At 62.4% G+C, this 13577-nt stretch carries 12 protein-coding genes; all 12 read right to left on the reverse strand.

Features of this window, described 5'->3' with window-relative positions; genetic code table 11:
- Complete coding sequence (locus NHH73_24895) at positions 1 to 1059, reverse strand: hypothetical protein (GenBank protein ID USX25778.1); 1059 nt, start codon at positions 1057 to 1059, stop codon at positions 1 to 3.
- Positions 1056 to 6734, reverse strand: coding sequence for a phage tail length tape measure family protein (locus tag NHH73_24900; GenBank protein ID USX25779.1), 5679 nt, complete (start codon positions 6732 to 6734; stop codon positions 1056 to 1058). Before NHH73_24900 ends, NHH73_24895 begins: the two co-directional genes overlap by 4 nt.
- Before the next feature lie 35 nt (positions 6735 to 6769).
- On the reverse strand, positions 6770 to 6997 hold the full coding sequence (locus tag NHH73_24905) for a DUF1799 domain-containing protein (protein ID USX25780.1): 228 nt from the start codon (positions 6995 to 6997) through the stop codon (positions 6770 to 6772).
- Positions 6998 to 7077: 80 nt separating this feature from the next.
- Positions 7078 to 7464 carry a phage tail assembly chaperone gene (locus NHH73_24910; protein ID USX25781.1) on the reverse strand — a complete coding sequence of 129 codons (387 nt, stop codon included), beginning with the start codon at positions 7462 to 7464 and terminating at the stop codon, positions 7078 to 7080.
- 94 nt (positions 7465 to 7558) lie between these two features.
- Positions 7559 to 8206, reverse strand: a complete 648-nt coding sequence (locus NHH73_24915) for a phage tail protein (protein USX25782.1) — start codon at positions 8204 to 8206, stop codon at positions 7559 to 7561.
- 81 nt (positions 8207 to 8287) lie between these two features.
- Complete coding sequence (locus NHH73_24920; protein USX25783.1) at positions 8288 to 8638, reverse strand: DUF3168 domain-containing protein; 351 nt, start codon at positions 8636 to 8638, stop codon at positions 8288 to 8290.
- Positions 8635 to 9096 carry a hypothetical protein gene (locus tag NHH73_24925; protein USX25784.1) on the reverse strand — a complete coding sequence of 154 codons (462 nt, stop codon included), beginning with the start codon at positions 9094 to 9096 and terminating at the stop codon, positions 8635 to 8637. The genes NHH73_24920 and NHH73_24925 overlap by 4 nt, the downstream gene beginning before the upstream one ends.
- A complete protein-coding gene (locus NHH73_24930) occupies positions 9093 to 9425 on the reverse strand; it encodes a phage head closure protein (GenBank protein ID USX25785.1) in 333 nt (110 codons plus the stop codon). The genes NHH73_24925 and NHH73_24930 overlap by 4 nt, the downstream gene beginning before the upstream one ends.
- Positions 9422 to 10027: a hypothetical protein gene (locus NHH73_24935; GenBank protein ID USX25786.1), complete on the reverse strand. Its 606-nt coding sequence runs from the start codon at positions 10025 to 10027 to the stop codon at positions 9422 to 9424. Before NHH73_24935 ends, NHH73_24930 begins: the two co-directional genes overlap by 4 nt.
- A 52-nt stretch (positions 10028 to 10079) precedes the next feature.
- On the reverse strand, positions 10080 to 12053 hold the full coding sequence (locus NHH73_24940) for a hypothetical protein (protein USX25787.1): 1974 nt from the start codon (positions 12051 to 12053) through the stop codon (positions 10080 to 10082).
- Between the two features lies 1 nt (position 12054).
- On the reverse strand, positions 12055 to 12324 hold the full coding sequence (locus NHH73_24945) for a hypothetical protein (GenBank protein USX25788.1): 270 nt from the start codon (positions 12322 to 12324) through the stop codon (positions 12055 to 12057).
- A 57-nt stretch (positions 12325 to 12381) separates the two neighbouring features.
- Positions 12382 to 13569: a phage major capsid protein gene (locus NHH73_24950; GenBank protein ID USX25789.1), complete on the reverse strand. Its 1188-nt coding sequence runs from the start codon at positions 13567 to 13569 to the stop codon at positions 12382 to 12384.
- Between the last annotated feature and the right edge of the window lie 8 nt (positions 13570 to 13577).

The following is a 13577-nucleotide window of genomic DNA, read 5'->3' on the forward strand; positions in this document are numbered from 1 at the left end:
TTACACTTCCTCTAATTCAAGGGTGATGATGCCGTGCGTGGACGGCTCAAGGTCGAGGCTGAATTCCTTGTGGATGCCAAAAATAAACGTGGGCTCGAAATTGTTCGATCGGAAGTCGTCCAGCGCCGACCAGACCGCTGGCACCCCGTTCAGCCGCTCGCGCACCTCCAACAAAGCACTGGTTAGGCTTTTGTCGAACACAACGCGCTCGTTCACCTTCGGCACCGAACGGCGCGGTTGCAGCGTGACGTTGCCGAATTTGTCGCGCTCGACGTTGGAGAAATTAAGGTGATCGGAGGTGATGGCCGCCAAGGTCTTGCCGAGGTAGACGGCATTGCCGACGATGATCCCGCCGACGGCACGCAGGCCATTCGTCTTGTGGACGGTGACGGTGATCTCGGCATTTCGGTACGGCGGCAGGTTGAAGAACTGAATGGCCTTGCGGGTTTTGAACTGGCCGAAAAAATAGTCCCGCCAGCGAAACGACTTACGCAGGCTCAGCGCGACAGAAACGGCATACACTTCCCGCCCACCTGTCGTGACCGAGATAGAGACGCTGGATGCATCCAGGCCGATCACGGCGATGGAATCGGTGCGCACGCCAGGCGCCAGCGTATAGACGATATCAACCGGCGCCACGGTCTGCGTGTTTCGCAGGTTGTCGAATGCCGCCATCTTGTTCGTCGGCCCGGCCGGCCGCCACGCCGTTCCCGTCGCCAGAGGCTGGCCAAGGTTTGCGCCCGCGATCATCGACTGGTAGACGAGGTGCGCAACCGGGTCGATTACGTAGTCGTCCAGCGAGTAGGAGTGCGTAGGATCGTAGACCGCGTACGTGGTGCCGATGTTCTGCCACCATGTGGGACTGCTTGACGGTGCGTGGCCGACATTTCCGGCTGCCAGCGACTTCCACACAGTGATCACGCCGCCAATGACTCCGGTGCTGCTGGTGGCCCCGGCGCTATAGGTGGTCCCGATGGCATGCGCCGCCGGCGCGACTTCGACAATTGAGCTTGATATCAGGACGGCGTCGGTGACGGCAAGCGGTGGAATGACTCTCATGCAAATTCCCTTGTGACGATGTAGTCCTTGCCTTGCGTTACGCGCGTGAGCGTCTTGGATGATGCTTCCGAGCTATTAGCCGTCCGGTCGGCTGGACCTTGCAGCTTCTCGACCGCTGCGCGCAGACGGATCACTTCCGCCAGCAGCGCAGCATTGCTCTCGCGCGGTGCCGACAGTCGCGCCATTAGTTCGCGGTTGTCGGCAGCCGGGATAATCGCTTCGCCCTCGTGGATGTAGGCCGGCATGTCGCGCGGAACATAGTTCGTGCCGACCGCGAACGGATGCAGCTTCTTGTATTCGTCGCTAGCCATGATGGCCTTCTGGATATCCTCCAGCGTCGACGTACCGCTGCTAAGTGCCCCGGTCCAGAATTGAAGCCCGCTGGCTGCCGGTGCGCGACCGAGCAGGTTTTGGAACATGGCAGTGATAGCGCCACTGCCGTTAGTTGGGTTTGCCTGAGCCGCCTTGACCGCTGCCGCTACCGCCGCCAACGCCGCAGGGACCGAATCGACACCTACCTTGATGCCATTGAGCAGGTCGACCTTTTGCTGGTCCGCCGCTACAAGTTGATCCAGGCGGGCGATTTCGTTCTCGTAGGTCTGTTGAAGGATGTCCTTTTGCTTCTGGGCCAGCGCAAGCGCCTTTTGCTCATTCGTCAATTGGGCTTCCGTCAGCTCGGCGAGCCCGGAGACGTCATTGGCCGTCCGATACAGGTCGCGCTGATAGTCTTGGTACGACGCAAATTGCGACGACGAATCTTTGCCGATTACGCTCAGAGCCGACTTCAGGTCCTCGGCCTTTGGCAGCGCGCCGCCGGCTTTCGCGATCGCCAGCGCCGCCGAGATCTGCGCTTGCGCCTGAGCGCGGCTTTCCGCCTCCTGACCGGGAACCGTCATGCCATCGAGCGCGCTTTGAAGCGACCCAGATAACGAGGTCAGGTCGCTGATCGACAGGCCAACCCGGTCAATCTGCGCCTGCAAGATGTTGCCTTGCGCCTTGGTGGCCGCTTCCAGCTTCGACTTTTCAGAATTGACCGACGCTGTGAGGGAACTGAAGGCCACGTCCACGGCCGTGCGCAGGGACTGAGCCGCCTGCTTGGCCGCTTCGATTGCCGCCACCTCCGCCTGCAGCGCTTCGCGGCGCTCGTACAGCTTCAGGGTGGACGCATCCAGCCCGGCTACGTCAGCCGCGCGCGCTTGCGCCGATGTCATCAGCGACCGCTCAAGGGACTTGATGTCGCTTTCGTAGCTGCTGTTGAGCTCCGCTAACTTCGCCGCAGCTTGCTTCGCTGATCCCGCCAATGAGTCGGTGTAGTCGGTCATCTGCTTGAACTGCGGCGCCAGCGCGAGCAGCGCGGCGTACTGCGCCGCTCCAGCCTCGGTCGCCAGCTTCCCGCTGCTGGCGAGGTCCAGCACCGCCGCCTTGAACTCGGCCGTGGTGTCGACTCCCGCCAGCCCCAAGGCCTTCAGCTGATCGCCGATGTTCTCGATGATCGGCTTCATCTGCTCTTCCGGCGACAGGAAGTTCTGCGCGAAGAACGCTGTGCCGCTGGCCAGCTGATCAAGGCCGCCGGCGGCGGCAATCAGGCGCTCGCGGGCCGCGATTGAGGCAACACCCACGGCGCCGAACGCTTGCATCGACGTCCGGCCGATGGTCAGCAAAACCGAATCCACCGCCTTGTAGTCGCCGGCGAGGCGCTGCAGGGTCGCACTGGCGGCTTCGCCATCGGCAGCGAAACTGCTCAAGCTGGGGACCAGTTCCTTTGCAATGGTGTCCGCCACGCCGGAGAAGAACGTTGCGATAGCCGCCTTGTTGGCCTCAACGTCCTTGGTTAACGTGACGTCGAGTTTTTGCGTGCGACCGGCCAGGCTGGTGATATCTGCGCCGAGCGTCTTGGCAAAGTCGCCGCTGACGGCTTTCAACTGCTTGTAGGTGTCGGAGAAAATCGTGCTGACGCCTGCGTCGACCGGAGAGGTATCGGTACCAGATTTATTGCTGCGGAACCACCCACCTTTTTGCGTCCAATTCGCATAGTCCTCACCGGTGAAGCCATCCGCTGTCAGCGTTCCGCGCACGCCCTGGGTCGATATTTTCTTATCGCCCATTCCGAATGCGCGGTTCACAGCCCCGCCGATCAGGCCGCCGACGAGGGCGCCGATGGCGGTCCCGATCACCGGCACGATACTGCCGACCACCGCGCCAACAGCTGTGCCTGTGTTCACTGCACTGTTGCCCGATCCCCCAAATGCGGAATAGCCGCCTGACACCAGCCGCCCGCCGTATACCCCGCCGGCGATCCCGGCAAGCGCGCCAGCGGCAGCGCCGGCACCGCTCGCTAGGCCCGAAACCGGCATGCCCGAACCGGCGGCCGAGTAGAATCCAGTATAGGTGCCCAGCATGTTGAGCCCGGTCTGCACCGCTTCGGCCGTGGTAGCGGAAAGGCCCGAAAACCCGGTCGTGATCGCGTCGTAGATGCCCTTCCCTGTTTGCAGGAGGCTCGTTGCCTGCCCGGCAGCTCCAGCGGAGCCAGCGCCAGACGGGCCGGCAAGGTTTGCGATGCCCGAAAAACCGCTGACCTGCGCTCCGATGTTGAAGATCCACTTCTTGATCGTCATCTGGTACAGCAGGTCCAACAGCCCGTTTTTCAGCGTGTCGCGAAGGCGATCGAATGCGGATTTGCCACTGTCGAAGATCGAAATGAAGGTGTCGTGCGCGGTCTGCTCGATCGACTCCCACACTTTTTTCTGCTGGTCCACCTGAGCAGTCTTGAGGATCGATTCACGCTGCGCGTCGCCGATGCCGCGAATGGCCGCAGCGCTCCGACGCAGCGCCACGGCCTCGGTCTCGCGGCCGACGATGGTGTCGAGAATTCCGGCTTCCACCTCCTTGCGGGTGGCGACCTCCTCCACCAGGGCGCGATTAAAGTCGGCGACACGATCCTTGCTCAGACCGATCAGGGCGTTCGCGTCACGCTGGGCGACCAGTTGGGCATCCAAAGCCTCAGCCTCGTCGCCGCGCTTCTGCGCGAGATCGGCCAGGTTCGCGGCGGACTGGCGCGTATCCTTTACCTCGATCTCGAATATTTCATTCTTTAGCTGCGCCTGCCGAGTCAGCGCCTTCTCGTCGATGAGCGCGATCTGCGCGCGCAGGGCGGCCTGCTCCTTCAGGCTATTCGGCTTGCCGGCCGTAAGGGTCAGCTCCTGCTGTAGGCGCGACTTCTCCCGCGCAAGGGCGGCCTGGTCGAGCTCCTCCACCTTCGTCGCATAGTCGATCTCCGCCGACAGGCTGGTGGCGAGGCCGGCCGAGCGCGCGGACGCCACGTTCATGGCGGTTCGCTTCGCCCGCTCCTCTTCGACCTCGCCGCGCGATTTGATCTTCTCGATCTGCTGGTCGATCGTCAGGTTGTAGACATCGGCGTATTTTTTACGGATGGCGGCAAGACGATCCTCAATCAGTTTCGGATCAACCTTGGCTTCTGCACCCTGCTCGGTCGCGCGCTTCAGCTCGTTCTTCAGCTGCATTTCGCGAGTGAGATACTTCTCGTTGTCGGCCGCCCAGACAACGCCGGCCTCGCGTAGTTTGTTGGACTCGCGTTCCTTCTCGGCCTTTTCTCCCTCCAGTTTGATCTGGTTGCGCAGGCTCGCCTCAAGCTTCAAGTCTTCGGCGACTTGTAGGCTCGCCTCCCCACGACCGCTAAAGCGATCATATTGCTGCGCAAACAGCACCGAGCCCACGTCTTTGCCTGGCGCCTTCGGTGCGGGTTTAGATGCCTTCGCGATCCGCGCCTGCACTGCGGCGAGCTTGTCCTCAAGCGTTTCAGGGCGGCCGGAGTTGAGCATTGCATCCCAAGCGCCCTTGGCCTCATCCTTGACCTTGATCCACGCCTTGCTCAAGCCACTGAGGTTCGCCTCCACCTTCGCCGATACGGTCGATGCGCCTTGTGCATAAGCAGTCTGCGCAATCGTTGCCGCCTCGATGGTGCGCCCTTGCAGCTCCAACGCCTTCACCTGGTTGTACACCTCGGCCGTGAGGAAATGGTATTGCTCGTTCAATTTGAGTAGCGTCGCGGCAGGTGCTTTGCCCAGCTCGGCGAATTCACCAGCCGTGTCCTCTACGCTTTTGCCGAGCGCGCGCTGCGCCTGGATTGCGACCAGGCTGAACTTTTGTAGGTTCTCCGCGGCGACCTTGCCGGTGCCCACGATAGCGACGAGCGACTCGGCGGCAGCGCCTTGGGTGCCGACGGTTTGGCTGATGGCGCGGGCCATGTTGCTGAGCTGGTTTGCGGTCGTTCCAGCCACGTTGCCACTGGTGGCAATCGCCTTACCATAGGCGATTGATTCATTAGCGCCCTGAACGTATGCGACCGTGAGCACCGCGACTGCTGCCGCGACGATCGTCACGGGTGAGACGAGGCCGAGCACGTACCCGCCCAAGGCCTTCGCGGCGTTGCCGGCACCGCCGAACATGTCTTTCAGCTGGCCGCCCTGCTGCAGCAGGACGGTCAGAACCGGCTGGCCTCCTTGGATGCTGGTGACGATGTCGGTGAACTGCGCCGGCACGCCACGCAGCGCGGCGGCGGTGGCGGCGGCGGACATGCCCGTGCGGTTCAAGCCCTGCTCTTGGGCACGCAGCTGGGCGATCATCGGTGCGGCCTGCGCGGCGACGCCCATTTGAGCGGCCTGCAACTCCAGCAACTCGACGCGGGTCTTCCCAATGGCGGCGGCCTGCTGCTGCAAACCGGTGATGAAGTTGTCGCGCCCGGTTTGCGCCTGAGCGGCCTGCTGCTGCGCGAGCGCGGATGCGCGTGCGGCGGCGGCGACGGCATCCTCCGCCGCCTTCAGGCGCGTCAATTCTTGGATCAGCGGCTCGGCGGCACCGGCGGCGCCGGCCTGGGCAGCACGGTAGCGCATGATCTCGTCGGCCGTCTTGCCATACAGCGCGACCTGCTCGCGCAGGCCGGCCACGTACGCGTCACTCTTCGCCTGCGTCTGCACGGCCTGCTGCTGGGCCTGGGCGGCCGCACGCGCAGCAGTGGCCACCGACTCTTCGGCAGCCCGCAACCGGCCGAGCTCTTGAATCAGCGGTTCAGCGGCGCCGGCGGCGCCAGCCTGGGCAGCACGGTACCGGGTGACCTCATCCGCACTTTTTCCGTAGAGGGCAACCTGCTCCCGCAGAGCGGCGATAAAATCGTCCTGCCTCGCTTGGGCCTGTGCCACCTCGCGGGCGGCGGCGGCTTGTACGCGCGCGGCCTCGGCGGCAGCTTGCGCTGCGGCCTGCTGTGCGGCAGACGTGGCCGCAGCACTGGCAGCGGCGCGCGCCTGGGCGGCTTCGAGCTCGCGCAACTGGGTGAGGAGCGGTGTCAGGGTGGCGAGATTGGCGCCGCGACGACCGGCCAAGTCCTCGAAGAACTCGCTGGCGGCCTTCTTGCCCGCGCCGAATCCGGCGACGGCGCGCTGCAGCTGTTGGGTGATGTTGCGGGTGGCCGCGTCCATGCCACTGGCGGCGCGCGTGGCGCCTTCCGCGATGCCATCCAGGGACCGACGACCTTGCGAGCCGAGGTTCTGAAGGTTACGACCGGTGCGGTCAACCCGCGCGTCGACGTTGTCCAGCCCGGAATCGACACGGGTCGAATCTACGCCCAGTTCGATTGTTGCGCCGCCGACGGTATTTGACATGGGGTTCCAATAAAAAAAGCCGCTCGAGGCGGCTGTTACTTCTTGCGCATTTCCTGCAGCGCGGCGATTTCCATCGTGCGCAGATCGGCCTCCATCTGCTCGTACTCGTCCGGCACCAAGCCCATGCGGTCCATCTTGTGTAGGGCGAAGTGGTAGTCCAGTCCAGTAGGGCCATTCATGCCGACGCGCCATTGCGTGTCCATCTTGGCGAACAGACGATGCACCACTTCGTTGTCGGGATATATCTCGACCGGGTCGCTCACAAAGTCCTCCGGGGCGAATCCCGACTCCTCCATTTCTTGCTGAGTCGGGATTCGCTCGTACATGGACCGTGCAAGCGCGATCAGTTTTTTACGCGCGCCTCGCCCACCGATTGGCGATAGGTCAGTGCTATGGCGGCGAGCGCGCCGGGATATTCGTCCTCCAGCTGCAACAGCGCCGGCTCGCCGAACCTGTCGTCCAGATCCCAGCCTTCGGCGATTTTCAGCACGAATTCGGTATTCGACTTGTCCTGCTCCATGAAGTAGTCAGCGACGGTCTTTTGCGGCGCGCCGGCGGCTGGCGCTGCGGCCGGCTCTTCCGATTTCGGATCGAAGAGCGCAGCGAATTCCGAGCGCGTGCGGTAGATGAACTTGACCTCGATATCTGCGATCGAGCCGTCCAGCAGAACGATGCCCACAGCTTTTTCGAAGGTTTTTGGTTTGTTGCCCAGCGTGACTTTGTTTGCCATTTTTTGCTTTCAGTGGAATAAAAAAACCCGCAAGGTGCGACCAGGCGGGCGTAAAAAAGCCTGCGGATGAAGGCCTTGGAGACGCGGGAAATGCTTACGCGGCGTAGCGCGTCAGACGGTTGTTGCCGTTGAAGGCGGCCGACACCTGGTTGATCTGGCCGTCTTGCAGCTTTACGGCCTCGTTCAGGGCGACGGTGCATGGCTGGTAGATGGTCGCGCCGGAGCGGCTGAGCATCTTCAAGCAGGTGTCGGTCTGCACTTCGGTCAGCGACTTGAGCGCGGTGTAGCCGGCGGTGCCGATGGAGTCGGCGTCCAGGTTCATGGTGTAGCCGGTGGCGGCGAAGCCGTCGTTGATCGAGAACTCGGTGTCCGATTCGGTGAACTTGTAGTTGACCGTTTTCGGGTCGCCTCCGGACGACGCAGGGTTCATCACGGTGGTGATCTGGGTGAAGGTCAGGATCTTGCGAACCGAACCGATGCCAAGCCCGGCCGGGAAGAAGTTCGAATTGGTCGTGTCCTGGCCTTCCAGCACGAAGGTATCGGTGGTTACCGATTTGGCGCGGAAGACGCGGCGGCTGATACGCCCCCAACCCGACGTGACTTCGAGGATGTCGTTGTTGGCGAAGCTGTGGCCGACGGAGGTGACCACGGCTTCCGCCGCGTTGGTGACGATGGTGGTGGTTTTCGGGGTGCCGTAGGAGGTTGCGATAAAGAACAGCGTGCCGGTGGGTACTTGTGCCATGGTGTAATCCTTTTCAATGGACGTAAAAAAAGCCGCTTGCGGCGGCCTGGTGGTGCCCATGAAGGGCTGGAAAGTTGTGCTTCAATACCAAATGCTGAAATCCTGTCGGGCACCGCGCAGCTTTGTTTCGGGCTCGTAGACGGAGGCGCGCGCGCCGATCACGGACGTCTGCAGTTCGGTGATCGGGCGCAATGTGTCTTCGACCAATTCGCTCAGGCTCGAGGCGCCGAGTCGCGTCTCGGCCCACACGTTGATCTGCACCCGTGCGTTGCGGCGGTCCGGGATTGAGCCCTCCGTGTAGTTGACGACGTCGCCGCCGACCTGCTGATACGTGATATAGGGCCTCGCCACTCCATCGGGGGCGACGTCGGGATAGACCTCGCCATTGACCAGAGGCGACAACGCCGCGAAAAGCTGGGCATCCAAACTCATGAGCGAGCCTCAATTTCTGATAATTTCGCCGTCATCCGCGCCCTGCCGGCGTCCATCGCATCGTTTAGCCTGGATGTCGATGTCCTGATGAACGAGTGCGCTGGCGCACGCGAGGTCCCGAACTCGACCATCGCGCCATAGGGTGCCTTCCGATGGTTCCAGCTGACGCGGTACAGCTTGAGCGTGGCTCTCGATTTTTCCGGCGAGAAGACGCGGTAGATGGCGTCCTTCAGGGTGCCTGGCTGGAACAAGTACTTGGTTCCGTTTTTCTTAAACTGGCTACCGTAAAAAAAGTGCGGCGAAAGTGAAACCGGGACGCGCATCCGCGCCTCGTCGTAGATAACTAGCGCCATGCCGGCCGCGCCTTCGATGGCCACCTCGTTCTTCACTGTTTCGCCAAAAGCCCGTAATTTAGCCTTCAGTCCCGCCATCTCGGAGAGGTTGATATTGAAACTCACGCATCACCCCTGGAGCACATCAACAGCAGATCGCGGCCCGTTTGGCCCAGCGTGGCAGCAACTCTGTAGACGTCGGCGCCGTACAGCACGCGCAGCTTTAAAGGCAGGCCTGGTCGATGGCGAATCGTGATGCGCGTGGTGACGCTCGCCTGCTCGGCGTCGGAGGAGATGTATTCCTTGCCGCTGATATCTTTGATCTCGGCCCAGCACTTGCCGTCACCGTCCGGGAACACGTTGACCCAGCCGACGATCGGCTGACCGCCCGCGTCGCGACCGTCGGCCGCCTTCTGGATGGTAACGCGCTTATCGAGGCGCGCGGGCAGGCTCACGCGTAGCTCCGGACGCGATCGAGCAGCCCGTCGATGAATTTCGACTGGACGGTGTCCCGCTCCACGCGCGTCGCTGGATCGAACTGCTCAGCGAGTTTTGCCAGGATGTACAACTGGACCTCCTCCGGCGTTGCGGCCGGCGTGTTCCCATACCCGCATTTCACTACCACCACCACGGCGTCCTCACCGTCGGCGGTCGCCGGCCATGTGGCGCCGCGCGCGGGCAACAGCGTGGTGGCGTAACGGCTGCGGTTGATGCGATATTCGGATGCATCCATCACGCGCCCGGCCCCGGCCTGGTCGATATAAGTCACGGAAGTGACGGTCATCACCGGATGCGGGAGGTTGATCTCGACAGCTTTGACGTCCGGCGCCGGCTGGCCGAGCGCCCAGCACTGCACGCCAGGGAAAGCTGGCAAGCGAACCTCCCACGTCTGCTCCATCATGCGCTGGCCGGTCTCGTGCTCCAGATCGGCGATGACGCCCTTAGTCCAGATGGTGACCAGCGCATCCATGTCGTTGCCGTCAATGCGCAGTGCCTGCTTAGCCTCGTCCAATGTAACGGCGAGCACGGTCGGGGCAGCGGTGCGGATCATGGTCATCGCATACTCCCTTCAGGCAGGCCGGCCCCGGTTTCGGTGGTGATGGTCATGGTTACGCAGGGACGTAGGTAATGGCCGCAGCCACTGCCGCCGACCGCGCGGTATTCGGGTGCGTGCCGTCGGTCGTGGAATTGGCCGGCCAAGTGTTGCTGTTGCGCGCAGTACTCGCGGCATCCGACGTCTCGATGACGGTGGTGATACCGGCGATGCCAGCGCGGATGCCGGTGTTGACAGAGGTGAGCGCACCCCAGTTGCCGTCGTTCCGCTGCGTTTGATTTTCCACAGTAGCCCAGCCGTCGGTCGAATCGGTTCGCGGGGTGAGGGTCGTAAGCGCCATGGCCTTACCCGAGAACTTGGCGTTGACGGTGGCGTAGTCGGCAAACAACTGCGTCTGCGTACGATTCAATCGCAGATCGTTGACCCCATAAAGATTTGCCACATGCGTAGCTGAGGCGTTCAGCAACGCGAAGTACGGGTCAAGATCACCATTTGCGCTGGCAAACAGCGCGACGAAGTGCTGGACGCCCATGCCGCCCTTGGCAAACTTAGCATAAGGTTTACCCGTTTTATCGAAGACGCGCGGGATCATACCGCTCGAACCTTTGGCGCCGACGCCGGTGACGTCGCCCGTACCGAAGCCGAGACTGTCAGCGAGGATGACGTGCGATTTGACGTTCGCGGCCGCCACAGTGCCGGTAATAAGGGATGAGCCAAAATAGAACGTGCTCGCGGTGCCCGCTGTTTGATGCGCTGGCGCATTGCCGGAGGTGGCGTATTTAGCGTGCAAGGTTCCGAGCGCGGCAGACGAAGCCGGCAATTCAATGGCGGCACAATCGACAGTAACGCCGCTCAAATTAAGGGTATGTTCGAACCAGGTTGCGCCTGCTGGAATCGTGATTGCCAACGGATCGCTAGTGATCGTGCGCTTCGTATTGCCAATAACCATCGGAGCCGCGCCGCCGTACAGAACGGGTGTGAAAGTGCCGATTGGATATTCGACGTATTTCCGCCACGCCGAATCGGCGGTGTTGTTTGCCGTCGAGTAGAAGGCGACAAACGAGTCATTGATAAAGGTGCGCTGATCGGTGAAAACCAAGTTGCTGATATCGCCTTCGGGACTGGCCACGTGGGGGATTTGACAACCGATAGCGGCGGGGCACGACAACAATGCGGTAGGGAAGCTGCTCGACGATACAATGGCGTTATTCGTAACCCCGCCCGCCGCAGCGATGACCGCCGCACCAGCACCGGTTGATACCGCCGCCGAGCCGACACCGTTCGATGCCGTGTCGGTCACGCTCGGGATCTTGCCGACGTCGCCAACCAACGGGGTGTAGCCGGTCGACTGAGTGCCGCTGGCCACCTGGGTGCCATCCATGCGAATGACGCGGGTGACGGTCGGCGTCGGGCTACCGCTGAAGGTTGCGCCGGTAATGGCGAGCGGAACGCCCTGCTGTGGCGTACCGGTGATGGCTGCGGCGCTCAAGACTGCTGGCGCAGCGGTCCCGCTGGTCGGCTGCACGCTGTTCGACACCGGCGAGAAATCGGACCAGTCGAAGGAGTTCCGGAAGCGCACCCGGCCGGTGATGGAAGCGCCTGCCGTCTTTGCGATCGTCTGCGGGCTACCAGTCAGCGCGGTGGTGGCGCCGTCGCTACCCAAAAATTCGGCGCTCGTGATGGCGTTGCCGCCGTCCGCCGGAATCGTATAGGCAACCGAGATGGCGTTTGCCATGGCGGTGAGGGTCGGTGCGACTGGGGTAAACGGCTTGGTGATGGATGCGCCGCCGCCCAGGGTAATGATCGTGTTGTTCGGGCCGGCAAGCCCCAGAACGTTGCCCGCGCCGTCCAGGACCAAGCTAGTGGTGCGGAACTGGTTGGGTAGCACTGGCGGGACGTAGACCACCCCGCCGGTCAGATTGGCTGATGCCATCTTCGCGGCGATCAGACCCGCTTCCGTGCCGCTGTCGATGGTGACAATGGCGTTTGCAGGGTAAATGCCATATGCGGCAAGGAGGCGGATTGTCATTTTATTCCTTGGTCAGGGATTCGGCGTAGGCCACAGCGGCCGGGTCGGTGTCGATGGTGCCGGCGAGCGTTGCGGCAAGTTCGGCGTCGAGTTCGACGACGTCGTTGCATTCGCCGTGCGGGCCGGCGACCAGCACGCGGGCTTTGACGGTTGGAGGCGCGCCGGGCGTGGTATTGGCGACCGGCTCAGCCACTGGTTCGGGCGCCACTTCCGGATCTGCAAAAGTGGGCGCTGGCGCTGCGGGCGCGGCTGCGGTATTGGATTTGGCCATGATGGTTTCCTGGATAAGTGGCGAAGGACGGGCCGAAGCCCGCCGCCTGCTTGCGTATTACGACGCGGAGTTGGTGTAGACCTTCACGGCCGCAGGCTCCAGCAGGTTGCCGCCCGAACGAGTCCAGCCGCAGAAGCCGACTTGGTTTTTCAGCGCGAAGGCCGAATCATCAAAGCGACGCATAGCGGTCGTGTTGGCGACATCACGGATCGTGTATTGGGAGAGGTCGCCGAATGCGATCGATTTCGCGTTTGCTCCCATCACCGGCACGTCGTCATTGATCGCGACAGGAAAACCGTTCAGCATGTCGGGCGCATCCTGGGTAATTGCGGGTGCCCAGATCGGGCGGCCGGTGGTGTCTTTGAGCTTCGAGACGGTCGCAACGGAAGCGTCGGCCATCATGTATTTCGCGTTGGATCGGTAAGCGCGATTGACAGCGTGCTTCAGGTCGACCAGGTCGTCGTAGGTGACAGTGACGGTCTGGCCGGTGGCGCCGACCTTGCCGACGCCGGCGCGTGGAATAATGCCGTCGGGCAGAGTCGTGCCGGCGCCAGTCGTAAAGTGCGTGTTTTGAATGCGGGCAATACGGGTGGCCAGGCGATTGACCACGAAGGCGATCACGTCGATGGCACTATCCTGGATCAGCTCCAGCGGCAGCGCAATCTGGTTCGAGGTGTAGTAGAACGGGTTCAGCGCAACGGTGCCGAAGGTGACGTCGCCAGTCGGTGCCGGCTGGTTCTGTCCGACGATCGAACCAACTTCACCGGTGCCGTCGGAAGTGGGCCAGTTCATCGCGTTGCCGCCTGCAGTGGTCAGGATCGTGGCAACTTCACGCATGCCGCCGTATGCCTTCAGCCTGTCGATGACCATGGTCGCGATTTCGGCCGGAACGGTGTAGCCGCCCTCTGCCGACGTGGTGGTCGACATTGCGTTGCGGATCTGGATGGCCTGCTCGTTGGTCACATTGGTGCCATTGCGCAGGTACAGCGCGACGGCGACCAGCGCGTCGACTTGCACGCCGTCTTCCTTCTTGGCCGGGTTGACGTTGAAGAACTGATCGGCTTCCAGTTCACGCATGGTTTCGATGTTCTTGATCTGCACCTTGGCAGCGTTAATCTCGCTGACAAAGCCGTCGAACTTCGCTTGGTCTTCGGGCGACCACTTGGCGTCACCCTTGTTGGCCAGCAAGTTCTGGGACTGGGTTGCGAGGTTGGCAATCATCTCGCGCAGTTGCTGAATGGTCATATGCATCT

The organism is Oxalobacteraceae bacterium OTU3CINTB1 (assembly GCA_024123955.1).
In the GTDB taxonomy this organism is placed as follows: domain Bacteria; phylum Pseudomonadota; class Gammaproteobacteria; order Burkholderiales; family Burkholderiaceae_D; genus Rugamonas.

Bases quoted from the DNA above. Each gene is read 5' to 3' on its own strand.
- NHH73_24945 (USX25788.1), bottom strand. From the start codon at position 12,324: ATGGCCAAATCCAATACCGCAGCCGCGCCCGCAGCGCCAGCGCCCACT.
- NHH73_24940 (USX25787.1), bottom strand. From the start codon at position 12,053: ATGACAATCCGCCTCCTTGCCGCATATGGCATTTACCCTGCAAACGCC.
- NHH73_24900 (USX25779.1), bottom strand. From the start codon at position 6,734: ATGTCAAATACCGTCGGCGGCGCAACAATCGAACTGGGCGTAGATTCG.
- NHH73_24920 (USX25783.1), bottom strand. From the start codon at position 8,638: ATGAGTTTGGATGCCCAGCTTTTCGCGGCGTTGTCGCCTCTGGTCAAT.
- NHH73_24935 (USX25786.1), bottom strand. From the start codon at position 10,027: ATGACCATGATCCGCACCGCTGCCCCGACCGTGCTCGCCGTTACATTG.
- NHH73_24950 (USX25789.1), bottom strand. From the start codon at position 13,569: ATGACCATTCAGCAACTGCGCGAGATGATTGCCAACCTCGCAACCCAG.
- NHH73_24915 (USX25782.1), bottom strand. From the start codon at position 8,206: ATGGCACAAGTACCCACCGGCACGCTGTTCTTTATCGCAACCTCCTAC.
- NHH73_24895 (USX25778.1), bottom strand. From the start codon at position 1,059: ATGAGAGTCATTCCACCGCTTGCCGTCACCGACGCCGTCCTGATATCA.
- NHH73_24910 (USX25781.1), bottom strand. From the start codon at position 7,464: ATGGCAAACAAAGTCACGCTGGGCAACAAACCAAAAACCTTCGAAAAA.